Origin of the sequence: Actinomadura formosensis NBRC 14204 (assembly GCF_001552155.1) — a bacterium.
Lineage (GTDB): Bacteria > Actinomycetota > Actinomycetes > Streptosporangiales > Streptosporangiaceae > Spirillospora > Spirillospora formosensis.
In genome coordinates, this window is the sequence record NZ_BCQQ01000003.1 from 1 (window position 1) to 24,808 (window position 24,808).

General features: G+C 69.9%; 21 protein-coding genes and 1 pseudogene. 3 read left to right on the forward strand and 19 right to left on the reverse strand.

Going from position 1 to position 24,808, the window contains the following annotated elements:
* From AF1_RS32860 to AF1_RS01025, 5 genes and pseudogenes are all read right to left on the reverse strand, one after another.
* Window positions 1-142, reverse strand: a pseudogene (locus tag AF1_RS32860) (oxidoreductase); the annotation flags it as partial.
* Window positions 143-251: 109 nt separating this feature from the next.
* Window positions 252-2,741: an ABC transporter permease gene (locus AF1_RS01010; protein WP_067792687.1), complete on the reverse strand. Its 2,490-nt coding sequence runs from the start codon at window positions 2,739-2,741 to the stop codon at window positions 252-254.
* On the reverse strand, window positions 2,741-3,514 hold the full coding sequence (locus tag AF1_RS01015) for an ABC transporter ATP-binding protein (protein WP_084262307.1): 774 nt from the start codon (window positions 3,512-3,514) through the stop codon (window positions 2,741-2,743). Before AF1_RS01015 ends, AF1_RS01010 begins: the two co-directional genes overlap by 1 nt.
* A gap of 194 nt (window positions 3,515-3,708) precedes the next feature.
* Window positions 3,709-4,407, reverse strand: a complete 699-nt coding sequence (locus tag AF1_RS01020; RefSeq protein ID WP_067792460.1) for a response regulator — start codon at window positions 4,405-4,407, stop codon at window positions 3,709-3,711.
* A 57-nt stretch (window positions 4,408-4,464) separates the two neighbouring features.
* Entirely contained in the window at window positions 4,465-5,634 is a 1,170-nt protein-coding gene (locus AF1_RS01025) for a sensor histidine kinase (protein WP_067792464.1), read from the reverse strand.
* A 110-nt stretch (window positions 5,635-5,744) separates the two neighbouring features.
* On the opposite strand from AF1_RS01025, the gene AF1_RS01030 reads away from it, so the two are divergent.
* On the forward strand, window positions 5,745-6,758 hold the full coding sequence (locus AF1_RS01030) for an SAM-dependent methyltransferase (protein ID WP_306303144.1): 1,014 nt from the start codon (window positions 5,745-5,747) through the stop codon (window positions 6,756-6,758).
* A 19-nt stretch (window positions 6,759-6,777) separates the two neighbouring features.
* Here AF1_RS01030 and AF1_RS01035 read toward each other — a convergent pair whose 3' ends face one another.
* The 3 genes from AF1_RS01035 to AF1_RS01045 all read right to left on the reverse strand — a co-directional run bounded on the left by AF1_RS01035 (window position 6,778) and on the right by AF1_RS01045 (window position 10,241).
* Window positions 6,778-7,986 (reverse strand): cytochrome P450, encoded by a 1,209-nt coding sequence (locus tag AF1_RS01035; protein WP_067792466.1) that lies wholly within the window; start codon window positions 7,984-7,986, stop codon window positions 6,778-6,780.
* Window positions 7,987-8,070: 84 nt separating this feature from the next.
* On the reverse strand, window positions 8,071-9,279 hold the full coding sequence (locus tag AF1_RS01040; protein ID WP_242608626.1) for a PH domain-containing protein: 1,209 nt from the start codon (window positions 9,277-9,279) through the stop codon (window positions 8,071-8,073).
* A gap of 305 nt (window positions 9,280-9,584) precedes the next feature.
* Window positions 9,585-10,241, reverse strand: a complete 657-nt coding sequence (locus AF1_RS01045; protein ID WP_084262309.1) for a PH domain-containing protein — start codon at window positions 10,239-10,241, stop codon at window positions 9,585-9,587.
* 79 nt (window positions 10,242-10,320) lie between these two features.
* Here AF1_RS01045 and AF1_RS01050 point away from each other — a divergent pair, with 79 nt between their 5' ends.
* The gene (locus tag AF1_RS01050) at window positions 10,321-11,469 is read left to right on the forward strand and encodes an NADH-quinone oxidoreductase subunit D (protein ID WP_067792469.1); all 1,149 of its coding nucleotides are present in this window, start codon (window positions 10,321-10,323) and stop codon (window positions 11,467-11,469) included.
* A gap of 4 nt (window positions 11,470-11,473) precedes the next feature.
* Here the strand turns inward: AF1_RS01050 and AF1_RS01055 are convergent, their stop codons facing one another.
* From AF1_RS01055 to dacB, 11 genes are all read right to left on the reverse strand, one after another.
* Complete coding sequence (locus AF1_RS01055) at window positions 11,474-11,980, reverse strand: DUF3180 domain-containing protein (RefSeq protein ID WP_067792472.1); 507 nt, start codon at window positions 11,978-11,980, stop codon at window positions 11,474-11,476.
* A complete protein-coding gene (gene folK, locus AF1_RS01060) occupies window positions 11,977-12,564 on the reverse strand; it encodes a 2-amino-4-hydroxy-6-hydroxymethyldihydropteridine diphosphokinase (protein ID WP_067792475.1) in 588 nt (195 codons plus the stop codon). The genes AF1_RS01055 and folK overlap by 4 nt, the downstream gene beginning before the upstream one ends.
* Window positions 12,561-12,926 carry a dihydroneopterin aldolase gene (gene folB, locus AF1_RS01065; RefSeq protein ID WP_067792478.1) on the reverse strand — a complete coding sequence of 122 codons (366 nt, stop codon included), beginning with the start codon at window positions 12,924-12,926 and terminating at the stop codon, window positions 12,561-12,563. Before folB ends, folK begins: the two co-directional genes overlap by 4 nt.
* Window positions 12,923-13,360: a nuclear transport factor 2 family protein gene (locus AF1_RS01070; RefSeq protein ID WP_067792481.1), complete on the reverse strand. Its 438-nt coding sequence runs from the start codon at window positions 13,358-13,360 to the stop codon at window positions 12,923-12,925. The genes folB and AF1_RS01070 overlap by 4 nt, the downstream gene beginning before the upstream one ends.
* Window positions 13,357-14,280: a dihydropteroate synthase gene (gene folP / locus AF1_RS01075; RefSeq protein WP_084262310.1), complete on the reverse strand. Its 924-nt coding sequence runs from the start codon at window positions 14,278-14,280 to the stop codon at window positions 13,357-13,359. The genes AF1_RS01070 and folP overlap by 4 nt, the downstream gene beginning before the upstream one ends.
* Window positions 14,281-14,438: 158 nt before the next feature.
* On the reverse strand, window positions 14,439-15,044 hold the full coding sequence (folE, locus tag AF1_RS01080) for a GTP cyclohydrolase I FolE (RefSeq protein WP_067792703.1): 606 nt from the start codon (window positions 15,042-15,044) through the stop codon (window positions 14,439-14,441).
* Window positions 15,045-15,076: 32 nt separating this feature from the next.
* Window positions 15,077-17,083, reverse strand: coding sequence for an ATP-dependent zinc metalloprotease FtsH (ftsH, locus tag AF1_RS01085; RefSeq protein ID WP_067792484.1), 2,007 nt, complete (start codon window positions 17,081-17,083; stop codon window positions 15,077-15,079).
* A 392-nt stretch (window positions 17,084-17,475) separates the two neighbouring features.
* A complete protein-coding gene (gene hpt, locus AF1_RS01090; protein WP_067792487.1) occupies window positions 17,476-18,039 on the reverse strand; it encodes a hypoxanthine phosphoribosyltransferase in 564 nt (187 codons plus the stop codon).
* 129 nt (window positions 18,040-18,168) lie between these two features.
* Window positions 18,169-19,164: a tRNA lysidine(34) synthetase TilS gene (tilS, locus tag AF1_RS01095; RefSeq protein WP_067792490.1), complete on the reverse strand. Its 996-nt coding sequence runs from the start codon at window positions 19,162-19,164 to the stop codon at window positions 18,169-18,171.
* A gap of 48 nt (window positions 19,165-19,212) precedes the next feature.
* The gene (locus AF1_RS01100) at window positions 19,213-20,322 is read right to left on the reverse strand and encodes a zinc-dependent metalloprotease (protein WP_067792493.1); all 1,110 of its coding nucleotides are present in this window, start codon (window positions 20,320-20,322) and stop codon (window positions 19,213-19,215) included.
* 254 nt (window positions 20,323-20,576) lie between these two features.
* Window positions 20,577-21,953: a D-alanyl-D-alanine carboxypeptidase/D-alanyl-D-alanine endopeptidase gene (dacB, locus tag AF1_RS01105; protein ID WP_242608627.1), complete on the reverse strand. Its 1,377-nt coding sequence runs from the start codon at window positions 21,951-21,953 to the stop codon at window positions 20,577-20,579.
* A 162-nt stretch (window positions 21,954-22,115) separates the two neighbouring features.
* On the opposite strand from dacB, the gene AF1_RS01110 reads away from it, so the two are divergent.
* A complete protein-coding gene (locus tag AF1_RS01110; protein WP_067792496.1) occupies window positions 22,116-22,607 on the forward strand; it encodes an inorganic diphosphatase in 492 nt (163 codons plus the stop codon).
* Window positions 22,608-24,808: the final 2,201 nt, after the last annotated feature.

The window sequence follows — 24,808 nt, forward strand, 5'->3', positions numbered from 1 at the left end:
CCGCGCGGGACAGCGCGGCGCCGAGCGCCGTGCCGACGCGGCCGGCGCCGACGACGCCGACCGCGAGCCGCGCGGGCCGGTCCGCCGGGAACTGCGCCCCGTTTCCGGGCGCGCCGGAGGAGGGCGTGTCATATGGGTCCATCAGTTCGTTCCAGTCCTCACGGGCAGGTACCGGACGTGCGCGCACCAGCGTACCCGCGGGACCCGGTCACGCGGTCCGGTGGGTGACGATCGCCACCCCGGTTCCCCATTCAGTCATGCGCCAGCGACTCCACGATGGAGGTCTTGGCGGCGCGCCGCGCGGGCAGGACGGCGGCGAGCGTCCCGGCCAGCCCCGCGAGCAGGACGAATCCGGCGATCTGGAGATACGGCAGGGCGAACACCGATCCCTCGATCATCGCGCTGGTCGCGGCCCAGCCGAACACGCCGCCGAGCACGACCCCGGTCAGCGCGCCGATCATCGCCATGACGACCGCCTCGATCGACAGCATCCGGCGCAGCTGGCGTTTGGTGAGACCGAGGGCGCGCAGCAACGCCGATTCGCGGGTTCGTTCCACGACCGAGAGGGTCAGCGTGTTGGCGATGCCGAACAGCGCGATGATGATCGCGAGACCGAGCAGCCCCCCGAAGACCAGCAGCACCATGTCGATCGCCCTCTTCACCTGCTCTTCGAAGTCGGCGGTGGAGGTGACCTTCGCCGCGGGGTACGGCCGCACCGCCTCGTCCACGATCTTCCGCGCCTCGTCGGGGGACAGGGCATCGCTGGTCTTGACGTAGATCTCGCCCGGGGCGACCTTGCCGAAGTACCGGATGAAGTCGGCCTCCGGCAGGATGACCCCGCTGAAGTGCTCGCCCAGCTTGTACATGCCGACGATCTCGACCGGGACGGTGCCCTGCCGCGTCTTGATCCGCAGGGACTTGCCGACCTCCCATCCGGGGATGCTCGCGGCGGTCTCGTCCACGATCGCGGTTCCCGGCTTCAGGTCGGACATCGAGCCGGTCTTCATGTCCACCTTCACCGTCGAGCCCCACGCGGACGCGGTCACCGTCATGAACGCGTCCTCCCTGCCGTTGGCCGTGCCCGCATGGTCACGGACCTCGACGACCTTCTCGACCTGGGGCCGCCCGCGCAGGTCGTCGCCGAGCGCGGGCGGGAGGTCCTTTCCGCTCTGGGTCGCGATCCTGAACTGGGCGGGGAACTGCTCGTCCAGCTTGTGCGCCGCGGTCGCCTTGCTGCTCGCCGCGATGACCGCGAACAGGCTCATCAGCCCGACACCGACGGTCAGCGCGATCGTCGTGGTGGCGGTGCGGCGCGGGGCGCGCTGCGCGTTCGCCACCGCCAGCCGTCCCGGGACGCCGCCGAGCCGCGCCGGGATCGCGCCCGCCAGCCGCCCCATCGGGCGGATGAGCGCCGGCATCCCCGCGACCACCGCGAGGAAGAAGACGCAGCCGGAGAACGCGACCACGAACATCGCGACCTGCCCCTTCTCCATGACCAGCGCGCCGAACACGCCGATGGCGAGGCCGCCGGACGCGAGCAGCACGGCGAGTGCGGTGCGCCAGACACCGAGCCGGAACCGCCGGCCGCCCGGTTCCAGCCCGGCGCGCAGTGCCGCGACGGGCGCGACCCTGGTGGCGGCGCGGGCGGGCAGCAGCGCGGACAGGACGGTCACGACGACGCCGACACCGAGCCCGATCAGGATCGTCCGCACCGCGAGGGACGGGCCGGTGATCGCCACGTTCGAGTTCAGCCTGCTGATCAGGACGAGCGCGCCCTGCCCCAGACCGACGCCCGCGGCGATGCCGAGCAGCGAGCCGGTCAGCCCCACCACCGCCGACTCGGTGAGCACGCCGCCGAAGACCTGCCGGCGGGTCGCGCCGACGCAGCGCAGCAGCGCCATCTCCCGCATCCGCTGCGCGACCAGGATCGCGAACGTGTTGTAGATGACCAGGGCGGACACCAGCATCGCGACCAGCGCGAAGATCAGCAGACCGGCACGGATGAGCTCGGTGTCGGCGCCCGCCTGCTTCGCCAGCATCGCGCCGAGTTCCGGGCCGGTGAGGACTCGGTAGCTGGGACCGATGGCGGCCTTCACCGCGGCCTGGGACGCCGTGCCCGCGATGTCGATCTCGTGATAGTTCTTCTGGCCGGTCATCCAGACCGTGGTCACCGGGTCGAAGCCCACCGCGCCGAAGACGCTCGCCTCCTGGTCGATGCCGAAGTCGACCAGCCCGACGACACGGAACTTGTGCGGCCGTTCCTCGCTGTCCAAGACCGTCGCCGTGTCACCGACGGTGAAGCCCTCCCGCTTGGCGACCTTGCTGTCGATGACGGTCTCGCCGCCGTTGGAGGGGGGCCGGCCCTTGTCCACGTCATAGCGCAGCAGACGTCCGGACGGCACGGACATCCCTATCGTGGCGAAGTCGCCGACCGTCCTACCGTCCTTGCCCACCAGTGCGGTCTCGCCCCTGACCAGGCCCTGGGCCTCGGTCACCCCGGGGACGGAGCGGATCTTCTGCAGCAGCGGGGCCGAGAGCTCCTTCCCCGCCTTCTCGTTGTACAGCACCGCGACGTCGACCTTGTCGGCCGACCGGGCGAACGTCTTGGCGATGCCCTTGTTCATCGTGTCGGTCAGCACGAACGTGCCGGAGATGAAGCCGACGCCCAGGGTGATGGCCACCGCGGTCAGCAACAACCTCAGTTTGTGGGCGCGCAGGCCCGCCAGTGTCGTCCTCAGCATCACGCCCCCAGAGCCTTGAGCCGGTCCAGGACGGCCTCCGGGGTCGGCCGGAAGATCTCGGAGACGATCTCACCGTCCCGTAGGAACACCACCCGGTCGGCGTACGAGGCGGCCACCGGGTCGTGGGTGACCATCACGATCGTCTGGCCCATCTCCCGGACGGACGAGCGCAGGAACCCGAGAACCTCCGCGCCTGCCCGCGAGTCCAGGTTGCCGGTCGGCTCGTCCGCGAAGATGACCTCGGGCCGGGCGACGATGGCGCGCGCGCACGCCACCCTCTGCTGCTGGCCGCCCGACAACTCGCTAGGACGGTGCCCCAGCCGGTCGCTCAGGCCCAGGACGTCCACGACCCGCTGGAACCAGGCACGGTCGGGCTTGCGTCCGGCCAGTTCCATCGGCAGCAGGATGTTCTGCTCGGCGGTAAGCGTCGGCAGCAGGTTGAACGCCTGGAACACGAACCCGACCCTGTCGCGGCGCATCAGCGTCAACTGCCGGTCGCCCATCCGGGTGATCTCGGCGTCGCCGAGCATGATCCGCCCGCCGGTGACGGTGTCGAGCCCCGCCAGGCAGTGCATCAGCGTCGACTTCCCGGACCCGGACGGCCCCATGATCGCGGTGAACGCGCCCTTGGCGAATCCGACCCCGACGCCGCGCAGCGCGTGTACGGCCGCGTCACCGGTCCCGTACACCTTCGACACGCCCTCGGCGGTGACGGCTGGTGGCGCTTCGGCACCCGGGACTCCCCCGGGCGGATCGGTGAACGTGCTGGTCACAATGGCTCCTTCGTGGTCCGGACTGATCAGCGACCACGTTAGGAATCCGCGCCGCCGCTGCCATCGCCCCGGCGGCCACGCTCTGCGTCCCCCTCCCGGCTATCCGCGGCACCCGCGTACGACCTGAGTCGTACGGGCCCGTCACCCTGCCCGCCGACCCGGGAAGCGGAGAGGAGGGCGAACGATCAGATCGTTTACGCGGAGTGACCTCGCCCGCCGCTTTTGACCAGACCCGTCTCGTAGGCGAAGACGACGGCCTGCACGCGGTCCCGCAGCCCGAGCTTCATCAGGATGCGTCCCATATGCGTCTTGACCGTGGCCTCCGAGACGTACAGCCGGCCCGCGATCTCCGCGTTCGACATGCCGCGCGCGACGAGCCGCAGCACCTCGCCCTCCCGCTCGGTCAGCGTCTCCAGCGCGCCGCCCGCCTTCTCCTCCGCGTCCGGCAGGTGCACCGCGAACCGGTCCAGCAGGCGCTTGGTGGTGCTCGGCGCGACCACCGCGTCCCCCGAGTGCACCGCCTTGATCGCCTCGATGAGCTGGGCCGGCCCCGCGTCCTTCAGCAGGAACCCGCCGGCCCCCGCCTTGAGCGCCGCGAACGCGTACTCGTCCAGGTCGAACGTGGTCAGGATGATCACCTTCGGCCCGGACCGCGCCACCACCCGCCGGGTCGCCTCGATGCCGTCCATCCGCGGCATCCGCACGTCCATGAGCACCACGTCGGCGCGCGTGCCGCCCAGCAGTTCCACCGCCTTCACGCCGTCGCCGGCCTCACCCACGACCTCGATGTCGGGCTGCGCGTCCAGGACCATCCGGAACCCGGCCCGCACCAGCTCCTGGTCGTCCACCAGCACCACCCGGATGGGCGGCGCCGCGTCCTCAACCTCGATCATGCACACTCCCTGTGGGACGACCGGCCGCGCAGGCCGCGCCCCTCTCGGTCCGCCTGGTCATGCCGCGACCTCCTCGCGCACCGGAAGGGTCGCGACCACCTCGAAGCCGCCGCCGGGACGCGGGGCCGCGCGGACGCCGCCGCCGTACACGGCGACGCGCTCGCGCATTCCGGCGAGGCCGTGGCCCCGTCCGTCGTCGAAGGCCGCCGCGCCGCGCCCATCGTCCTCCACCCGGATCTCCAGCGCGTCATCGGCGTACCGCAGCCGCACCGACACGTTCACCCGCGGGCCCGCGTGCTTGAGCGCGTTGGTCAGCGCCTCCTGGACGATCCGGAAGACGGTGAGCTGCCGCCCCTGCGACATGGCCGCGGGCACCCCGTCCACCTCGTAGGTCACCGCCAGCCCGGACGCGCGGACCTGCTCCACGAGGTCGGCCAGTTCGGCCACCCCGGGCTGCGGCGCGAACGCCCCCGCGTCGTCGTCCTCGCGCAGGACGCCGAGGAGCCGCCGCATCTCCGCCAGCGCCAGCCGCCCGGTCGAGGAGATCGTGTCGAGCGCCTGCCTGGCCCGTCCCACGTCGGTGTCGATCGCGTAGGACGCGCCGTCGGCCTGCACGACGATCACGCTGACGTTGTGCGCCACGACGTCGTGCAGTTCCCGGGCGATACGCGCCCGCTCGGCTGCCATGGCCACCTTGACCTCGTTGTCGCGTTCGCGCTCCAGCCGCTCCGCCCGCTCCTCCACCGAACGCAGGTACGCCCGGCGCGTCCGCATGTGCAGGCCGAGCACGTACACGCCCGCGACCAGCACCGTCAGCATGAGGAACGTGGTTCTGCGGTGATCGGCACTGGCCGCGTAGCGGTAGGTCGCCATGCCCGCGCCGAGTTCCGCGACCAGCGCCGCCGCCAGACCCCAGCGGAACGAGCATCCGGCCGTGACCGTGTAGAGCCCCATCAGGACGGCCAGGTTCGCCGGGATCGTGGGCACCTGCAAGACGCACTGGACGCACGAGACCAGCGCAACCGCGGCGAACACCGTGCGAGGGAACGTCCGGCGGAGGATGAGCGGACCGGTCAGCGCCGCCGTCCACATCAGGAACCGCGGCGTCTGGATCCCGTACGCGCCCGCGAGGATGCCGGGCAGGGACATGAGCAGAACCTGTGCCGCGTAGAACGCGTCGACCAGCGGCTTCTTACGCCGCAGCCAATCCCACACGCTCGCCACCATGGCGACAGGGTACGTACACGCTGGTCAGCGGCGGATCAGCCGCAGGTCTGACCCCTGTCCACCGCAAGGAGGGCGCGAGGGACGCCGTCGCCCACGGTAACGTCACAGTTGTGGAGGCGTTGGTTCCCGAATGGCTGACATGGCGCACGGCGATGGAGCGGGCGCTGTACGGGGAGGACGGGTTCTACCGGCGCGGAGAACGCCCGGCGGAGCACTTCCGCACCTCGGTGCACGCGTCCCCGCGCTTCGCCGCCGCCGTCGTCCGCCTGCTGGTCGAGGTCGACGCCCTCCTCGGACGTCCCGACCGGCTGGACGTGGTCGACATCGGCGCCGGATCCGGGCGCCTGCTGAGCAACATCCTGGCCGACGCGCCCGCCGACCTGGCCTCCCGGCTCGCCCCTACCGCGGTGGAGATCGCGCCCCGCCCCGCGGAGGTGCCGGACCGGATCGTCTGGCGGCCGGACCTGCCCGACCGCATCACCGGCCTCGCCGTCGCCAACGAGTGGCTCGACAACGTGCCCCTGGACGTGGTCGAACGCACGCCGGACGGTGTCCGGACCGTGCTGGTCGACCCGGCCACCGGGACCGAACGTCCCGGGCCGTGGCCGTCCGCCGAGGACAGCGACTGGCTGGAGCGCTGGTGGCCGCTCCGCGAGCCGGGAGACCGCGCCGAGATCGGCCACCCGCGCTGCAACGCCTGGGCCGCGGTGATCAGGCGGCTCTCCCGGGGGCTCGCGCTCGCCGTGGACTACTCGCACTCGCGCGGGGCCCGCCCCGTGTACGGGACGCTGACCGGATACCGGGACGGCGCCACCGTCCCGGCCGTCCCGGACGGATCGTGCGACGTCACCGCCCACGTAGCGCTGGACGCCTGCGGCATCGCCGGGGAGCGCGCGGGCGCGACGTCCACCCTCCTGGCCACCCAGCGCGATGCCCTGCTGGGCCTCGGCCTGTCCGGCACCCGCCCGCCGCTGGACCTGGCCCACCGCGATCCCTGCGGCTACGTCGCCGCTCTCTGCCACGCCGGCGAGGACGCGGAGTTGATCGACCCGTCCGGCCTGGGCGGGTTCGGGTGGCTCGCCCAGACCGTCGGCGTCCCGATCCCCGCCGTCCTCTCCCCCTGACCGGGGCCGCGGCCCGGGGTCAGCGTTCCACGTGCAGCGCCTCCAGGCCGCGCAGGACGTACCCGGGCTTCCACTGCGGCTCCGCGGACAGGCGGAGGTCGGGGGCGGCGCGCAGGAGCGCGCCGAACGACTCGGTGAGCTCGATGCGCGCGAGCGGGGCGCCCAGGCAGTAGTGGATGCCGAGCCCGAACGTGATGTGCGGGTTCGGGTCGCGGGACAGGTCGAGCCGGTCCGGCTCGGCGAACACCTCCGGATCCCGGTTGGCGGACGCGAACTGAAGCGCCACCTCCGCCCCGCGGGGGATGTCGACGCCGGCGACCGTGATGTCCTCCAGGACCCAGCGTTCGAACATGGGCGCCGGGGTGTCGTAGCGCAGCAGCTCCTCCACCGCCGTGGGGACGAGCTCCGGTTCGGCACGGAGACGCTCCAGCTCGCCGGGGTTGCGGAACAGCGACCACCAGCCGTTGCCGGTCGCGTTGACCGTGGCCTCGTGCCCGGCGTTGAGCAGCAGGACGCAGGTGCCGACCAGCTCATCCTCGGTGAGCCGGTCGCCCTCGTCCACGACCTGCGCGAGCGCGGTGATGAGGTCGTCGCGCGGCTCGTCCCGCCTGCTGCGGGCCAGCGTGCGCAGATAGTCGGAGAACTCGACGGCGGCGCGGACGGCGGTGCGCCGCGCCTCCTCCGGAGGGTTCAGCTCGTACATGCCGCAGATGCCGGCCGACCAGGGACGCAGGAGATACCGGTCCTCGGGCGGGACGCCGAGCATCTCGGCGATCACGTTGACCGGCAGCGGCTCGGCGATCTCGGCGAGCAGGTCGCCGCCGCCCCCGTCGGCGAGGGCCCCGGCCAGCTCGGTGGCGAGCCGTCTGATCGTCGGGCGCAGCCCCTCCACCATCCGCGCGGTGAACGCCTTCGACACCAGCCGCCGCAGCCGCGTGTGCGTGGGCGGCTCCACGTCCAGCATCCCGGCGCGGACGAGGTCCCAGAACGGCTTGAGGAAGTCGGCCTCCGGCCGCCGGCCGAACTCCTCGTGGCTCCCGATGTGAAGGTACGACCGTCCGAGCCGTCGGTCCCGCAGCAGCGCATCGACGTCCTCGTACCGGCTGATCACCCACTGCCCCGTCGGCTCGTGAAAGAACACCGGGCGCTCCTCGCGGAGCCGCTCGAACACCGGGTAGGGGTCCGCCACGAACTCGGGGGACCAGGGGTCGTACACCGCGTCACTCATGCCCCGAAGATATGCGCATTTCACCCACTTCGGACACCGCCCCCAGGTCACCGCCCCCCAGGTCAGGGCCACCCCGCCGGGACGTCAGCGGGCCCAGCGGGTGGGGTCGCCGGTGGCCCGGCGGGCGGCGCGGGCGCGGCGGGCGGCGCTGTCGACGATCGCGCGGGCCTCGCCCAGATCGCGGTCGGTGGCCGTGACCTGGACCGGCCCTGGGGGCGCGTCAACGTGGACGGTGGCCAGGCCGAGGAGACGCTGGAGCGGGTTCACGGTGAGCCGGACACTCTGCGCGCGCGCGTGGGCGATCACGTCGGTGCGGCGGCAGGGCCAGCCGTGCCGGGCCACGAAGACCACGTCGTCGGTGCCTGCGCCGTCCGCGCGGTCGACCGCCACAGCCTTGGAGGACGCGGGGACCAGGGGGACACCGTCGACATGCGTCCCGGGGAAGACCTGCGAGACGAGGTGCATGGCGACATGGCGGGGCGCGACGGGCAGCAGGGTCGAGGACAGGGCCTGACGCTCGCCCGCATAGCCGGCGACGGTGACCTCGACACGGGCCCAGCCGAAACTCCGCCAGATCGCCGGTTCGACGATGCTGACGGCCTGGACGCGCCCCGGAGGAAGCGTCTGCATCCTGGTTTCCAAGAGCCCGTAGCGGAGGCGGATTCCGTCCGGTGACATCGCGACCGTGAAGTTGGCGTACATCACCAGGGGTGCGATCACCGCGCGGATGAGCCCCAGCAGGACGGGGATGGTGACGGCCAGTATGCCGCCCTCCGCGTACGCCACGAGGAAGACGAGGGAGCCCAAGAAGAGCAGGCCCGTCCCCAGGACGGGCAGCTTCACGATCAGGGACGCGAAGAGCGTTCCGAACGGGACGCGCCACAGGTGACGTTCCGGGGCCTCCGGTGTGTGGCCGGGGAGCCCGGCGGCACGGGCGAGGAGTTCGGCGCGCAACTGCTGGGCGGAGTGCCGTCCCAGATACCGCAGGGCGATCTCGCTCTGCTCGCCGCCCGCCAGTTCCACTCGCACCTCCGCCAGGGCGAACATCCTCGTCACCAGCGGGCGGACAAGGTCGATGGCCTGGATGCGCGACAGCGGGATACGGCGCTTGTTCTTACGGAGGAGACCGGTCTCGACGACGAGATCGTCGTTGTCGATGCGGAAACGGAGGGCGAGCCAAGTCCAGAGGCCCGTTCCCACCGCGATCAGCCCCATGGGGAGAGTCACGATGAGGAATCTGAAGATGACCTCCGGGGTGAGCGCCAGGGTGATGCCGTGGTCTGTCTGGGTCACCAGCAGAGGGAAGCCGAGCAGGACGAAGTAGATGATGAGGAAGATGAAGGCGCGCAGGGGGGCCGTCGCCCAATGGAGCCTGTGCGTGCCCTCGGAGAACCTGACCGGCGGACGGTAGCCGGGTGGCGGGCCGTACCCGTACGGAGGACGGGGCGGACCGTACGGCGGGCCGGCGGGCCCTGGAGGGCCGTAGGGCGGTGGTGGTGGGCCATAGGGCGGGCCCGGACGGCCTTGAGGGCCATATGGGCCGGGCCGTCCCGGCGGACCGGGTCGCGCTGGCGGACCGTAGGGGCCGTAGGGGCCACTCATAGCCCCATGCTCCGTTCCTCGCCCTTCTGTGCGAGACGGTCGCGCAGAAGAGCGGCCTCAGCGGCGGGCAGGCTCGGAATGGTCGCGTCCGTGGCCGCGGCGGCCGTGTGCATCCGGACGGTGGCGATTCCCATCCACCGTTCGAGGAGCCCCGCGGTGACGTCCACGAACTGCATCCGCCCATAGGGGACGACGATGAGCCGCTTGACGAACACACCGTGCGTGACGATGAGGTCGTCCGCACGCTCGGCATACCCGTACGCCCGCCGATCCAGTTCGGCGACCAGCCAGGTGACGACCGTCCCGAGGACGACGGCGACGATCCACATGGCGGCGGCCGTCCCGCCACCGTTCCGCCACACGACGAACGCGCCGACACCGCCGATGGGAACGGCCCAGAGAACGGCGGTGAGAAGCCTGTGCCAGGCGTGCCGCTTGGAGATGGGCGCCCACTGGAGGTCGCCGCCGGGGGCGAAGGCCTGATCCGCCTGGTAGACGGGCGGCGTCTGCTGTTGCGGCGGGTAATGTGCCGGTACCTGACCTGGAGGTCGGCCGCCGGGTCCCGGGCCGGGGGACGCGGGCGGGTGCGCCGCGCCCTGCGGTCCAGGATGCGCGGCGGGCTCGTACGGCGGTTCGCCGTGGCTCGGGTTCATTGCTCCCTAGTCAACCGGAAAACGAGTACCGCTCGCCATGGGACCATGAAGCGGTGACCGGAGCGGCGGAGGCGCGACCATGACCACCGAACGGATCGTCGGGATCGGTGCGGGCGCCAAGGAGCTCGCCACCGAGGACATGACGCTGAACATCGGCCCCCAGCACCCGTCCACGCACGGCGTGCTCCGGCTGAGGCTGACCCTGGACGGCGAGCGCATCTCGGCCGCGGAGCCCATCGTCGGCTACATGCACCGGGGCGCGGAGAAGCTCTTCGAGGTCCGGGACTTCCGACAGATCATCGTACTGGCGAACCGGCACGACTGGCTGTCGGCGTTCTCCAGCGAGCTGGGCGTCGTCCTCGCCGTGGAACGCATGCTCGGCATGGAGGTCCCGGTACGCGCCGTATGGGTGCGGACCCTTCTGGCCGAGCTGAACCGGATCCTCAACCATCTGATGTTCCTCGGCTCGTATCCGCTGGAGATCGGGGCCATCACCCCGATCTTCTACGCGTTCCGTGAGCGTGAGACGTTGCAGCGGGTCATGGAGGAGATCTCCGGCGGACGCATGCACTACATGTTCAACCGTGTCGGTGGCCTGAAGGAGGAACTCCCCGCCGGCTGGACGGCGCGCGCGCGGAAGGCGGTCTCCGAGGTCCGTGCCCGCATGGGCGACATCGACGACCTCATCATGGGCAACGAGATCTTCCGCGCCCGCACCAGGGGCGTCGGCGTCCTCACCCGGGAACAGATCCTCCAGTACGGGGTGTCCGGGCCCATCGCACGGGCGTCCGGCGTCGACTTCGACCTGCGCAGGGACGAGCCGTACCTCGCCTACGGCGACCTCGACGTCCGCGTGGCCACCCGCACGGAGGGCGACTGCCTGGCCCGCTTCGAATGCCTCCTCGACCAGGTACACGCCTCCCTGGATCTCGCCGACGCCTGCCTGGAGCGCCTCGCCGAACTCCCGCCCGGCCCGATCAACCAGCGGCTTCCGAAGGTCCTGAAGGTGCCGGAGGGGCACACCTACGCCTGGACAGAGAACCCCCTCGGCATCAACGGCTACTACCTGGTGTCGCGTGGCGAGAAGACCCCGTGGCGGCTGAAACTGCGGTCCGCGTCGTTCAACAACATCCAGGTCCTCACGGAACTGCTGCCCGGCCACCTGGTCGCCGACATGATCGCCATCCTCGGGTCGATGTTCTTCGTCGTCGGTGACATCGACAAATGAGCGCCTAGGCGCGGGAGGCCCGGTGGTCGTGTTCCTCATCGTCGGGCCCCTTGGGGACCCGGCACGCGTACTCCAGGAAGAACGCCGCCGCCACCAGCACGACGGCGGCCAGGAACGTGCCGCCGCTGACGAAGAAGTCGTGACGGGGGGTCGGCTTGTCGAGCTGGGACACGAGGTTGACGGCGAACCCTCCGAACACGCCCGCGATGACGGCGGCGGAATGCGCGCTGGCCTTGCCCAGGGCGGCCAGGCGCGCCACCGCCATCGGCTCCAGCGGCTTCGGCCCCTTACGACCGGTATCCGGCGCGTGCCTCTTGTCGGGCTTGCGGCGGATACGGCGCAGCACGTTCCAGCCGGTGAAGGCCTCGCCCAAGGCGAGCAGCAACAGCGTCGGTACCGCCGTCCATGGCAGCGGCGGCAAGGACACATAGGCCGTATGCAACACCGCCCAGGTGACCACCACGAAGACGACGGTCAGGGCGACGAGGAACAGCGGGCGGGACGGTTTCATGCAGGCTGCTGCAGGGCCAGATCCTCCCGCCGGCGCACCGCCGACGGGCCGCCCTCGGACTGTTTGGCCTGGGCCAGGTCACCAACACGACCATGCCCGGGCAGAAGCACGTCCGGCTCGATGTCGGCCCACGGGACGAGCACGAACGCACGTTCGTGCGCACGCGGATGGGGAAGCGTCAGATCAGGGTCGTCGGAGGAGAAGTCACCGAACGTCACGATGTCGATGTCCAGGGTGCGGGGCCCCCAGCGGACCACGCGCTCCCGGCGCATGGAGTTCTCAATGTTCAGGACGCGTTCAAGCAGGTTCTCTGGAGGCAGCCGCGTGTCGGCCACCAGCACGACGTTGAGGAAGTCGCCCTGTTCGGGGATGGTCTCCCCAGGCGGCGCGAAGGGCGCGGTCTCGTAGACCGGGGAGATCGCCACGAAGTTCAGCCCCGGCGCGTCGAACAGCGCGTCGACCGCCTCCTGGATGTTGTCCAGCCGGTCCCCGAGATTGCTGCCGATCGAGAACACGACACGGTGCTGGACCAGCATGTGCCCACCGGTGGCGGTGCGGTCGGGCATGCGGTCGGACGCTGTCATGGGCGACTCCTCCTGATCCTCACGGCGACGTCCGTGAAGGGGTGCGGCACGGGGGCGCTCGGCTTGTGGACGGTGATCTCCACCTCGGCTACCGCCCCGTCTTCCAGACATATTGTCGCCAGCCGGTCGGCGAGCGTTTCGATGAGGTCGACGGGCTCGCCCTCGACGGCCGCGACCAGACGGCCGGCGAGCGTCCCGTAGTCGACGGTGAGCGAGAGGTCGTCGGCGGCGGCGGCGGGACGGGTGTCGAGGCCGAGCACGGCGTCCACCACGAACTCCTGGCCCAGCTCACGCTCGGCGGGCAGGCATCCGTGCCGTCCCCGCGCCCGGAGACCGCGCAGTTCGATGCGGTCGAGAGTCATTCTTCCTCTGCATCCACGACATTGAGGACCGGGGAGCCGTGGTGGAGCAGGAGCCGCCACTCCCCGCCGGTCCGGACGAACAAGTTCGTCGCCACGATGCTCCCTCCCGCGAGGAAGCCCGCCTCTGTGTCCTCATCGGCGGTAAGGACGTTCTCCTTACATGTCACCACGGCGTGGTCGCCATAGACATCTGTCTCGATATCCGTCAGCACGAACTGGATGTAGGTCGTGTTGGCCATGATGAGCGCCCAAGAACGCAGCACCTCCTCACGTCCCCGCAGCATCGTCCAGCCCGGATGCACGCAGGAGACGCCGTCGGCGTACGGACCGTCCGCCCACACCGCCGACATCCGGTCGAAGTCGCCGGCCTCGAACGCGGCATAGAACTCGGCGTGGACCTCGTCCACGTCGGCGCGGTTCACGGCACGGCTCATACGCGATGTCCCCCCTGTCCGGCGCGACCGTCCGCCGCGGCCGGTTCCGAGATCTCGTCATCTGGTGGACGGGCCGCATGGACGGCGGCCGCCACGCGCACCGCGTCCGCATTGGGGCGGACGCGGTGAACCCGTACCCCCCATGCCCCGGCCGCGGCGGCCAGGGCCGTGGTGGCCACGGTGGCGTCATCACATTCGGCGAACGCGCGGGGCGTCCCGTCGGCATCCGCTAGGAGCCTGGTGAGGAAGCTCTTGCGGGACGCACCGACCAGCACCGGATATCCGGTCTCGGTCAGCGCGTCGAGCCGCGCCAGGAGCGCCCAGTTGTGCCCCGCCTTCGGGCTCTTGGCGAACCCCAGCCCGGGGTCGAGCACGATCATCGACGGGTCGACGCCCTCGCGCAGCACGGCATCGACCCTCTGCAGCAGTTCGTCCCGCACCTCGCGGACGACGTCCGTGTAGAGGGCGCGGGTCTGCATGTCATGACTGTGGCCCCGCCAATGCATCACCACGTAGGGGACGCCCGCGGCCGCGACCACCCGTGGCATGTCCGGATCGGCCAACCCGCCACTGACGTCGTTCACCAACCGGGCGCCCACGCTGACGGCGGCCTCGGCGACCTCGGCGCGCATGGTGTCGACACTGACCGGAACATTCTCGGAACGGAGCGCCTCTATGACGGGGATCACGCGGCGCAGTTCCTCGTCCTCGGACACACGCTGCGCACCGGGGCGCGTGGACTCGCCACCCACGTCCACGATGTCGGCGCCCTCCGCGACGAGGTCCAGCCCATGGCGGACGGCCTTCTCAGGGTCGAACCAGGCTCCGCCATCCGAGAAGGAGTCGGGGGTCACGTTGACCACGCCCATGATGAGGCACCGCCCTGGCGCGGGCAGCCCCGGGACTGCGGCATTGGTCATGTCACCCCACCCTATGCGCTGCGGCCACACGGTCGGCGCGACGCCTCCGCCATTCCGTCACGTCCGCCCCATACCCGCCGGAACTGGCAGAACGGGCCTCAGCACGACGCTGAGGCCCGTTCAGGTGGTTCGGGTCTCCGGGAACGGCCCGGCGGTCACTAACGGCCGAGGATCAAGCTCATCGCCTCGGACCGGGTCTCGGCGTGATCTCGGAAGTCACCGCGCACCGCCGACGTCACCGTCTTCGCGCCCGGCTTGCGGACACCGCGCATCGTCATGCACAGATGCTCCGCCTCGATCACCACGATCGCCCCGCGCGGCTCCAGCACGCTCATCAGCGCGTCCGCGACCTGGCTCGTCAGCCGCTCCTGCACCTGCGGGCGACGCGCGTACACGTCCACCAGCCGGGCCAGCTTCGACAACCCGGTGATCTGCCCCTTCTTGTTGGGGATGTAACCCACGTGGGCGACACCGTGGAAGGGCACCAGGTGGTGCTCACAGACGGAGTAGACCTCGATGTCCCTCACCAGGACCATCTCTTCATGGTCGGCGTCGAACACCGTGGTGAGCGCGTCCTCCGGCGCCTGCCGCAGGCCCGCGAACTGCTCGGCGTACGCACGCGCCACCCGCGCGGGGGTGTCGCGCAGCCCGTCACGGTCGGGGTCCTCCCCGATGCCGATCAGGATCTCGCGCACGGCCTTCTCGATGCGCGCGTGATCGAAATGCCCGCCGTGCAGGGTCTCGCCCGGCGGGTCATTCTCGATCGGCGCCTCGTCGTACGGAATCGCCAAGACGGTCAGCTCTCGCCCTGGGCCGGGTCGACCGCGTCGGAGGGGACGCCGCCGCCCTGGCCGTTGTTCTTGGTCAGGTCGGTGACGTCCTGCGGGCCGAGCAGGGCCAGCTCCTTGGGCGTGAGCACCGGCGGACGGTCGGACGGGAGACGCTTGCCGTAGCCGGTGTAGGAGTTCTGGTGCGGCCGCTTCTGGATCGGCGCGAAGATCTCCAGCACCTGGTTCTTCGACAGGGTCTCCTTCTCCATCAGGTTGACGACGAGCTCGTCCAGGACGTCCCGGTACTCCATGAGGATCTCCCACGCCGTGTCGTGCGCGGCCTCGATGTAGCGGCGGACCTCGTCGTCGATGGCGGACGCGATGTCCTCCGAGTAGTCACGCTCGTGCCCCATGTCGCGGCCCAGGAAGACCTCACCCTGGCCGGAGCCGAACTTACGCGCGCCCAGGCGCTCGCTCATGCCGTACTCGGTCACCATGTTGCGGGCGATGGCGCTGGCCTTCTCGATGTCGTTGGCCGCACCCGTGGTCGGCTCGTGGAAGACCAGTTCCTCGGCGGTACGGCCGCCCAGCAGCATGGCGAGCTGGTCGGTCATCTCCGAACGCGTGGTGAGGAACTTGTCCTCCATGGGGAGGGTCATGGTGTAGCCCAGGGCCCGCCCACGCGGAAGGATCGTCACCTTGTGCACCGGGTCGGAGTTCGGCAGCGCGTGCGCCACCAGCGCGTGCCCGCCCTCGTGGTAGGCGATGATCTTCTTTTCCTTCTCCGACATCACCCGGGTCTTGCGCTCCGGCCCGGCCATGACGCGGTCGATGGACTCCTCAAGGGTGTCCATGTCGATCAGCTTGCGGTCGAACCGCGCGGTCAGCAGCGCCGCCTCGTTGATGACGTTGGCCAGGTCGGCGCCGGTGAAGCCCGGGGTACGGCGGGCGATCACGTCCAGGTCGACGTCCTGCGCGAACGGCTTGCCGCGGCCGTGCACCCGCAGGATGCCCTTGCGGCCCTCCAGGTCCGGGCGGTCCACGGTGACCTGCCGGTCGAACCGTCCGGGACGCAGCAGCGCCGGGTCGAGGATGTCGGGACGGTTCGTCGCCGCGATCAGGATCACGCCGCCCTTGACGTCGAAGCCGTCCATCTCGACCAGCAGCTGGTTGAGGGTCTGCTCGCGCTCGTCGTGGCCGCCGCCGAGGCCCGCGCCGCGGTGCCGCCCGACGGCGTCGATCTCGTCGATGAAGATGATCGAGGGGGCGTTGGCCTTGGCCTGCTCGAACAGGTCACGGACCCGGGACGCGCCGACACCGACGAACATCTCGACGAAGTCCGAACCGGAGATCGAGTAGAAGGGCACGCCGGCCTCACCGGCCACGGCGCGCGCCAGCAGCGTCTTACCGGTGCCGGGCGGGCCGTACAGCAGCACGCCCTTGGGGATCTTGGCGCCGATCGACTGGAACTTCGCCGGATTCTGCAGGAAGTCCTTGATCTCTTCCAGCTCCTCCAGGGCCTCGTCGGCCCCGGCCACGTCGGCGAAGGTGGTCTTCGGGGTGTCCTTGGTGATGAGCTTGGCCTTGGACTTGCCGAAGTTCATCACCCGCGAGCCGCCGCCCTGCATCTGGTTCATGATGAACAGGAAGATCAGCACGATGACCACGATGGGCAGCAGGCTGAACAGCAGGTTCAGGAAGAAGCTCTGCTTGGGGACATCGACGTTGTAAGCGCCGGGCAGGTTGCCGGCGTCGGCCTGCTTCTGCAACTGCTGCTGCAGTTGCAGCCCCTGGCCGTCGACCCAGGACGCCTGCTGCTGGTCACCGTTCTTGAGGGTGACCTCGATCCGCTGGTCCTTGTCGATGATCTTGGCGGACTTCACCTGCCCCGCGTTGATCTCCTGGACCACCTTGGAGGTGTCCACGTTCTTGAACGATTGGCCGGGGTTGACGCCCCACATGAAGAGGGCGACCACAATGCCGACCAGCAGGATCCACAGCAGCGGCCCGCGAAAGTAGCGCTTCACGTCCATTTATCCGGTCACCCCTTACGGGGCCCGTCCCTCCTGACCAACGTCTGTGTGCGATCCCCGCCCGTCCGGGGGGACGAACGCCACTGCGACCAACGATGCGTCCAACGAAAGGCCCGTCGTCCGGGACGTCGGACCCGCCGTGGCGGCTTCCCTCATACGGCTCCCCCGAACCCAGGGTCCGGGACACCGACGGTACACCGCAGGCGCGGGCGACGCAGCCGACGCGTCCTCCCGCATCCCTTCCATATACCTGTCAACGACCTTTGCAACGATTCGTCACGGTCTCTTGTTCCCTGAAGCACTTTGCAAGGCTGTGACCAGCACGGCTCCCTCCGGGTTCAGGCCGGTGCAGGACGGCCGGACCCGGCCGCCGGACGGGCCCGGCCGGACGGTCAGGCCCCGTCACCGCCATGCACGTGCGGGGCGAGCGTCCCCACGAACGGCAGGTTCCGGTACTTCTCCGCGTAGTCGAGCCCGTACCCGATGACGAACTCGCTGGGGATGTCGAACCCGATGTACTTCACGTCGAGGTCGGCCTTGACCGCCTCCGGCTTGCGCAGCAGCGCGCAGATCTCCAGTGAGGCGGGGCCACGCGAACGCAGGTTGCTCACCAGCCACGACAGGGTCAGGCCCGAGTCGACGATGTCCTCCACGATCAGGACGTGCCGGTCGAGGATGTCGGTGTCGAGGTCCTTGAGGATGCGCACGACGCCGGACGACTTCGTGCCCGAGCCGTACGAGGACACCGCCATCCAGTCCATCGAGGCGGGCGTGTGCAGTGCCCGCGCCAGATCCGCCATGATCATGACGGCGCCCTTGAGGACCCCGACGAGCAGCAGGTCCTTGCCCGCGTAGTCGGCGTCGACCTGCCCGGCGAGCTCCCGCACCTTGGCCTGCAGATCATCCTCGGGGATCAGCACCTTCGCCAGCTCGGCGCCCAGGTCCTTCTCGTCCACAATCCCACCCTTGTTCGCTCAGCCCCCGCCCGCCCGGTGGGACGGACGTGGGATGGACACCGTCGCACGCGCCGTATCCGCGCCGCGCACGACGGACGCGTCGCGTGACGACGCGCACACGTCGCGAGGTCACGCCGGGCCGAACAGCAGCTTCCCGGACCGCCGGACGGCTCGTAGCCCCCCGGGCAGATCCACGTGCCGCTGGCCGTGCCAGGCCGTGACCAGCCGGTCCACCGCATCGACATGAACCGCCGCGAGCGTACCCGGTGGGCTGCCGGCCTTCACCGCGGCCATCCTCACGACCCTGGTCCGGACGGCTCTGGGCAGGTCTTCGAGCCCCTCCAGCCCGATGGCGACGCTGTAGCCGTCTTCCGGAGCCTCCAGATCGGTGTAAGCGCGAGCGGCGAGGTCGTCAAGGGCGTCGGCATCGTCACGGAGCATCCTGGCCGTACGGGCCAATGCCTCGGCCACACCCGGGCCCAGGGTCTTCTCCAGGACCGGGAGGGCTTCGTGCCGTACGCGCACACGCGCATAGGCGTGGTCGACGTTGTGGGGGTCGTCCCAGGGGTCCAGCCCCATCGCCGTACAGGCCCGGCGTGTGGTGGCGCGGTCGAGGCCCAGAAGGGGTCTCAGATAGAGGACGTTCTGCCGCCTGAACTCGGGCGGCATACCGGCCAGCGAGCGGGCGCCGGAACCACGCGCCAACCCCAGCAGGACGGTCTCGGCCTGGTCGTCCTGGGTATGGCCGAGGAGGACGGCTGCGGCCTTCAGCCTGCCCGCCGCTTCGCTGAGAGCCGCATAGCGCGCTTCGCGGGCGGCGTTCTCCGGGCCTCCCGGCCCATCGACGGTGACCGCGATCGATCCCGATGGGTCCAGGCCAAGGCCCGCCATGGTGCGGACCACGGCGTCGGCGCGCTCGGCCGAACCGTCCTGGAGACCGTGGTCGATCGTGATGCCACCGGCGGGACGGCCCGCCCTGGGCGCCTCGAAGGTGAGCGCCCCGGCGAGCGCCAGGGAGTCGGCGCCTCCGCTGCACGCGGCGAGCACCATCGCGCCCCGCGGCAGACCGGCGAGTACGCGCCGCACCGCGAGACGTACCGCCGCCACCGCCGGATCAGGCCCCATGGCACACGTCTACCACCTTGCGGGGCCGCGCATCCGCCCTAGCCCGGCTCAGGCTTCGTTGGCCTTGGGCGGCGCGTCGATGGCCCTGGGGCCGAGGACCCGGCTCATCCAGCGCACCGGCTCCTTGATCTCGTCGTGCGTGGGGAGCGTCTCCGGCGACTGCCAAATCTGGTTGAAGCCGCTCATGCCCGCTTCGGCGACGACCCGGCGGACGAACCGCGATCCCTCCGCGTACTGCTTCATCTTGAGGTCGATGCCGAGCAGGCGCCGGATCGTCTTGTCGAGCTTGGAGCCGCCTTCACGCCGCCCCTGGAACCGGGCCCTGATCTGTTGCACGGACGGGACGACGTCCGGGCCGACCGCGTCCATGACGTAGTCGCCGTGGCCCTCCACCAGCGTCATCACCGCGGTCAACCGGTCGAGGATCTCGCGCTGTTCCGGGCTCTGGATCGCGTCGATGAGATTGGAGTCGCCGCCGCGCACCGCGTCCGCCACCGCCTCGGCCGCGTCCCGGAGGCGGTCCAGCATCGCACCGGGGTCGAGGTCCGACGCGAGCAGGAACTTGGTCATCTGGTCCTGGACGTATTCACGCAGCCAAGGGACGCCGGTGAACTGGGCGCGATGCGTCTCCTCGTGCAGGCACACCCAGAGACGGAAGTCACGCGTCTCCACACCGAGCTCATGCTCGACATGGACAATGTTGGGCGCCACCAAGGTCAGCCGCCCGGTCGAAGCACGCCCCGACGGGTCCGGCGGCAAGAACAGCTCGTACTGCCCGAGGACACGGCTTGCCATGTAGGCGAGGATCGCGCCCACCTGCATCCCCGTCACGCGGGAACCGACCGCCTGGATGACCACGTCGCCCGCACCGCCGAAGGGGCCGGGGCTCCGCCGCTCGGACATCTGCTCCATGAGCGGCTCCAGCACCACGCGGAAGCCGTCCACGTTGGCACGGATCCAGCCGGGCCTGTCCACAACCGTCGCCGGGTCGGGATCGAGTTCCGACGCCATGCCGGTGAAGTCGCGCACGTGCCCGTGGGCGACCTTCGACAGCTCGCGCAGCTCCTTCACGACCTCGCGGGCCTCGTCATAGCTGACCTGCGGTCCCGGCCGGACGAGCCGGGTTCCGGCCTGAACGGCCACGTTCCAGTCGATCATTGAGGCGCTCATGTACTCCACCGTACGTTTCGGACGCGGCGCCGAGGCGCCCCTACTAGGTCGTTCAACGAACGACCGTTCTGGTTATCTCCCGTACAGCCCCGCCCACACCCGCCACCGGCCCATACACGTCCCGCCGAAGCCAGGCGCCAAAAAAACAGGCCCCGCCCACCCGGGGGCGGACCGTACCCCTCCACCCTCGCCATCCCCGCCGCCCCACCGCAGTAGAACGAGATTCTGGGGATAACCGAAAATCAGCCGCAGCCGCACCCGGCGACGGCCGCTGCGAGTTGGTCGAGCTTCCCCGGATCCACCGGTCCCTTCCCATCCCCCGCCATGAACGCGAACGCCAGCAGCCGTCCATCCGCGTCGTACGCGAGCCCGGCCAGCGTGCTGACACCCGCCAGAGTGCCGGTCTTGGCACGAACCATCCCCGCACCCGCCTGACTGGCCGCGACGGTGTAGCGCGGCGGCCTCAACGTCCCGGAGAACCCGGCGACGGGCAGCCCGGTGATGGCCGAACGCAGCTTCGGATGTTTCTCACCGGCCGCGAGCGAGACGATGCGGGCAAGCGCGAGCGGCGAGATCCGGTTGCGCGGCGACAACCCACTGCCGTCGTTGACCGACACGCCTTCCGCAACACCGAGCCTGGCGAGAACCTGCCGGACGGCTTGCGCCGCGTCCGCGAACGTCGCCGGACGCCCCAGCTTGATGGCGACCTGGCGGGCCACCGCCTCGGCAACGTCGTTGTCACTATCAGTCAGCAAATGCTCCACCAGCGCGGACATGGGCGGCGATTGGACGGCACCGAGCCGAGCCGCCTCCTTCGGCGCGACAGTCATCCGTCCTGGCCTCGCGCTCACTCCGTCCCTGGACAACAAACGCGCGAACTGCCTCGCCGCAGAGGCGGGTGGATCGGCAATCCGCGCCTTCCTGGTCGGGTCCAACGGTGAGACGCGCCCCTCATCGACGGCTAGGGCGGTAACAGGGGCGACCTCGCCGTCCGGCAGGTAATTGGGTTTCCACCCGGCGGCCGTGCGAGGCCCCTGGTACGCGGACACGTCGTAGTCCACACGTACCTGGCGCACCCCCGATGCCTTCAGCGCCGCAGCCGTCTGATGGGCCAGATCCAATAGCGACGCATAAGGCGGCCGGCCGGCCCCTGGACGCGACGGAAGTGCCGTCAGGGTAGGATCCCCGCCTCCGATCAGTACGATTCCGCCTCCGGTACCGCGCACGACCTGGGTGGTGATCCGGTGCGCGGGGCCGACCGAGGCCAGCGCCGCCACCGACGTCGCCAGTTTCGTCGTCGAGGCCGGGGTGGCGGGCCGGTCGGCGCGCAGCTCGTAGAGGGGCCGCCGCGTCTCCGCGTCGATCACCACTGCGTTGATCTTCGCCTTCGGGCCGCCGATCAGCGCCGAGAGCCGTCCCGCCAGGACGGACGGGTTCGGCGGGCGGCCCGATCCGGCATCGGCGGCGGGGACCACGGTCGACGTGGCGGGGGCGCGCACGAGGTCACGCGCCGCCACGCTCGGCGGCTGCGGGGACAGATGCCGGGCAGGTGTGAGTTTCACCACTGCCAGCCCCGCGGCGGCGGTGAAAACGTTAAGGAGGGACAGCGACAGGATCACGAGGGTTCGGGCCCGTCCAGGCACGTGACCGCCCCTCTCCCACTCAGCACTCACCAACGTGCGACATCCTTATACGAGGGAATACTCGTCCTGTGGGGCCGGCCTCGCCCACGGGCTCCCGAAAGACTATTCACTGCGCGCGCGCAGGGAGCGGAGGACATCTTGGATTTCGACGTCACCATTGAGATCCCGAAGGGCCAGCGGAACAAGTACGAGGTGGACCACGAGACCGGACGCATCCGCCTCGACCGCATGCTGTTCACCGCGACGCAGTACCCGGCCGACTACGGATTCATCGAGGACACCCTAGGGGAGGACGGCGACCCGCTGGACGCGCTCGTCCTGCTGCAGGAGCCGACCTTCCCCGGCTGCCTCATCCGCTGCCGCGCGGTGGGCATGTTCCGGATGACCGACGAGGCCGGTGGTGACGACAAGGTCCTGTGCGTCCCCGCCACCGACCCGCGCATGGAGCACCTCCGCGACATCCATCACGTCGCCGAGTTCGACCGGCTGGAGATCCAGCATTTCTTCGAGGTCTACAAAGACCTGGAGCCCGGCAAGTCGGTCGAGGGCGCCAGCTGGGTGGGGCGTGTCGAGGCCGAGCAGGAGATCGAGCGTTCCCTCAAGCGCGCGGCCGACCAGGGCGGTCACTGACACCGTCCCCATGACCGGTCGGCCGACCGGCCGGTGGGCCGCGCCCAGGCCGGGGCAGGGAGTCGCGGACGGCGCTGATCCGCTCCCCATCGCCCATGCGACACGTCTCGCGAGGAACCCTTCCGCACACACAGGACGTCGTGCGGAAGGGTTCTCGCCGTCCATAGGGGTTCGCCTTCATCCGGCCGGCCTCCGCCACTCGCCGTTATCCGGTGGTCGCCGGGGCCGGGCTGGAATAGGTGCTCCCCGATGATCGCCCTGTGGGGGACGGTGTCGGCTCCGGCTCGGTGCTTGAGGACGGTGATGTCACAGGAGCCGACGACGGTGCGGGGTGGGTGGTGTCCGGGGGTTGGGTTCCGGGGGTCGTGGTCGGACTCGCTGGGGCGGAACCCGTCGGCGTAGGCGTCGGCTCCGGATCAGGCGCGTTCTGCCGCCAGGTCACCTGCACTTGGGGTCCGCAAGGCCGGAACGTGATGAGGCCGCTCCCGCGTGCGTTCCCCTGCCGGGAGACATGAACGCGCACGGTCACGTTCTGGCCGGGTTGAAGATGTCCGTAGGACGGCTGAACTCGTATCGGGCCCCGAGTCTTTGCCTGCCAGGCCACTGTTCCGTCTCCCGCACGCAGGTCTACGGAGCCGTCCGAGCTTCCTGCCATGTCCAGGTAGAGCGGCGAAACCGTCAGGACGCATGGGGCCGCCACGATCGGCTCTGTTCCGGAATCGGGGTCTGGAGACAGCAGGGGCACAGCGGCCAGGGGGGCGGATGAGGCGCGCGCGCCGAGCGGGAACGTGGCGGAGACAGGAGCGGACTGAAGGGTCCCCGGCCCATCCGTATGAGTTGCGGACGGCCGTCCGGACTTCGGCATCTGCGAGACGCCCGGAACCGCCGTGGGGTGTGCGTCGGCACCCCCTTCTGCGGGATTCCGGCCGGTGCCCACGAACCCGTACATGGAGGCGACCCCGCCCCCGGACAGAAGCCCCACCACCGCCAGCACCGTCGTGGCACGGATGACCGAAGCGCCGAGACCTGCCACGCTCGCGGAAGGGGCTCTGCGGAAGCGACCGATCCCTGAGAATCGGCCTGGACGCGCCTGCTGCCCGGACCGTACGGACTGAATGGGGAAACCTTTGGGTGTGAACTCGGCGACCCTGGTGGCCGCGAAGAGCCTGTAGCCGACCAGTTCGGGATCCAGGAAGCAACTCATCACGCGTAGCCGCAGATCCGCCGGCGGATGCACTTCTGGTAGCAGCCCATACACCTTCTGGGCCGACACAGACCGGAGTCGGAAAGGTCCACAGACCGAACACGATCTCGCATGCTCCGTCAGCCGCCCGCTGAGGTCGTGAGTGAGCTCACCACGCCGTTCCCTCAGCAGCAGCGCACGCTCGGGGCAACCATAGGGCCCCTGCTGCGCGAGTATCTCCGCCGTTAAGGTCTCGGCGAGTTCGCGGTGCGCGAGGTCCAGAGCCTCTTGGGCTTCCTGCAGCGATATGCCGAGCACGGCCGCCAGGTCGGGAACCGACAGCCGGCGCCTGACCCTCAGATCCAGAATCTCCCGCGAGATCGGACGTAACGCCGAAACCGCCTGCCATGCCGTTATGCGCCGCTCTACGTCCTCCTGGTCGTGGTGGGCGACCGGCACGTCCGGTGTCTTGGTGCGAGGCGACTGACGCCGTGTGCACTCCAGCCGCGCAATGGCGTAGAGCCATGTCCTGAAACGGTCGGGGTCGCGCAGCCTGCCGACGTGCGCCTCGGCCACGATGAAGGTGTCGCGTAAGGCGACCTGCGCCGCGTCACGGCACCGCAACCGGAACCAGCAGTACGCGTAGAGCCCGCGGGCATGGGCGTCGTACACCGCGGCCGGGGCGCCGAGAGCGCGCTCGCGCAGCGCCTCGACCAGGAGTCGGTCGTTCATACCGGAAAAACCTAAAGGCTCTGGTCGCTCTTTACAGACCAATTCAGAAGATCCAAATCCAACGCCGGCCACCATTCCTAGCGCTATCCAGCAAGCTCTGGGCAAATGTCCCATTTAGGAGCTTTGTTTGATTTGACCGAGATACTGTAAGTATCAGATGCCTGATGCGACCAGGAAGACATCACAATGAGCGATCAAGTGGAGACGTAGCGTGAGTGGAACATATTTCTCCTCTCGCCACGAGAGGACCATTTTCACCATCGCGGGAACAGCCGTTCGACGCCTC

Bases quoted from the DNA above. Each gene is read 5' to 3' on its own strand.
- tilS (WP_067792490.1), bottom strand. From the start codon at position 19,164: ATGGGGCCTGATCCGGCGGTGGCGGCGGTACGTCTCGCGGTGCGGCGC.
- ftsH (WP_067792484.1), bottom strand. From the start codon at position 17,083: ATGGACGTGAAGCGCTACTTTCGCGGGCCGCTGCTGTGGATCCTGCTG.
- AF1_RS01010 (WP_067792687.1), bottom strand. From the start codon at position 2,741: ATGCTGAGGACGACACTGGCGGGCCTGCGCGCCCACAAACTGAGGTTG.
- AF1_RS01070 (WP_067792481.1), bottom strand. From the start codon at position 13,360: ATGAGCCGTGCCGTGAACCGCGCCGACGTGGACGAGGTCCACGCCGAG.
- folK (WP_067792475.1), bottom strand. From the start codon at position 12,564: ATGACAGCGTCCGACCGCATGCCCGACCGCACCGCCACCGGTGGGCAC.
- AF1_RS01025 (WP_067792464.1), bottom strand. From the start codon at position 5,634: ATGGTGGCGAGCGTGTGGGATTGGCTGCGGCGTAAGAAGCCGCTGGTC.
- AF1_RS01050 (WP_067792469.1), top strand. From the start codon at position 10,321: ATGACCACCGAACGGATCGTCGGGATCGGTGCGGGCGCCAAGGAGCTC.
- AF1_RS01055 (WP_067792472.1), bottom strand. From the start codon at position 11,980: ATGAAACCGTCCCGCCCGCTGTTCCTCGTCGCCCTGACCGTCGTCTTC.
- folP (WP_084262310.1), bottom strand. From the start codon at position 14,280: ATGACCAATGCCGCAGTCCCGGGGCTGCCCGCGCCAGGGCGGTGCCTC.
- AF1_RS01020 (WP_067792460.1), bottom strand. From the start codon at position 4,407: ATGATCGAGGTTGAGGACGCGGCGCCGCCCATCCGGGTGGTGCTGGTG.
- AF1_RS01045 (WP_084262309.1), bottom strand. From the start codon at position 10,241: ATGAACCCGAGCCACGGCGAACCGCCGTACGAGCCCGCCGCGCATCCT.
- folB (WP_067792478.1), bottom strand. From the start codon at position 12,926: ATGACTCTCGACCGCATCGAACTGCGCGGTCTCCGGGCGCGGGGACGG.
- AF1_RS01035 (WP_067792466.1), bottom strand. From the start codon at position 7,986: ATGAGTGACGCGGTGTACGACCCCTGGTCCCCCGAGTTCGTGGCGGAC.
- AF1_RS01100 (WP_067792493.1), bottom strand. From the start codon at position 20,322: ATGATCGACTGGAACGTGGCCGTTCAGGCCGGAACCCGGCTCGTCCGG.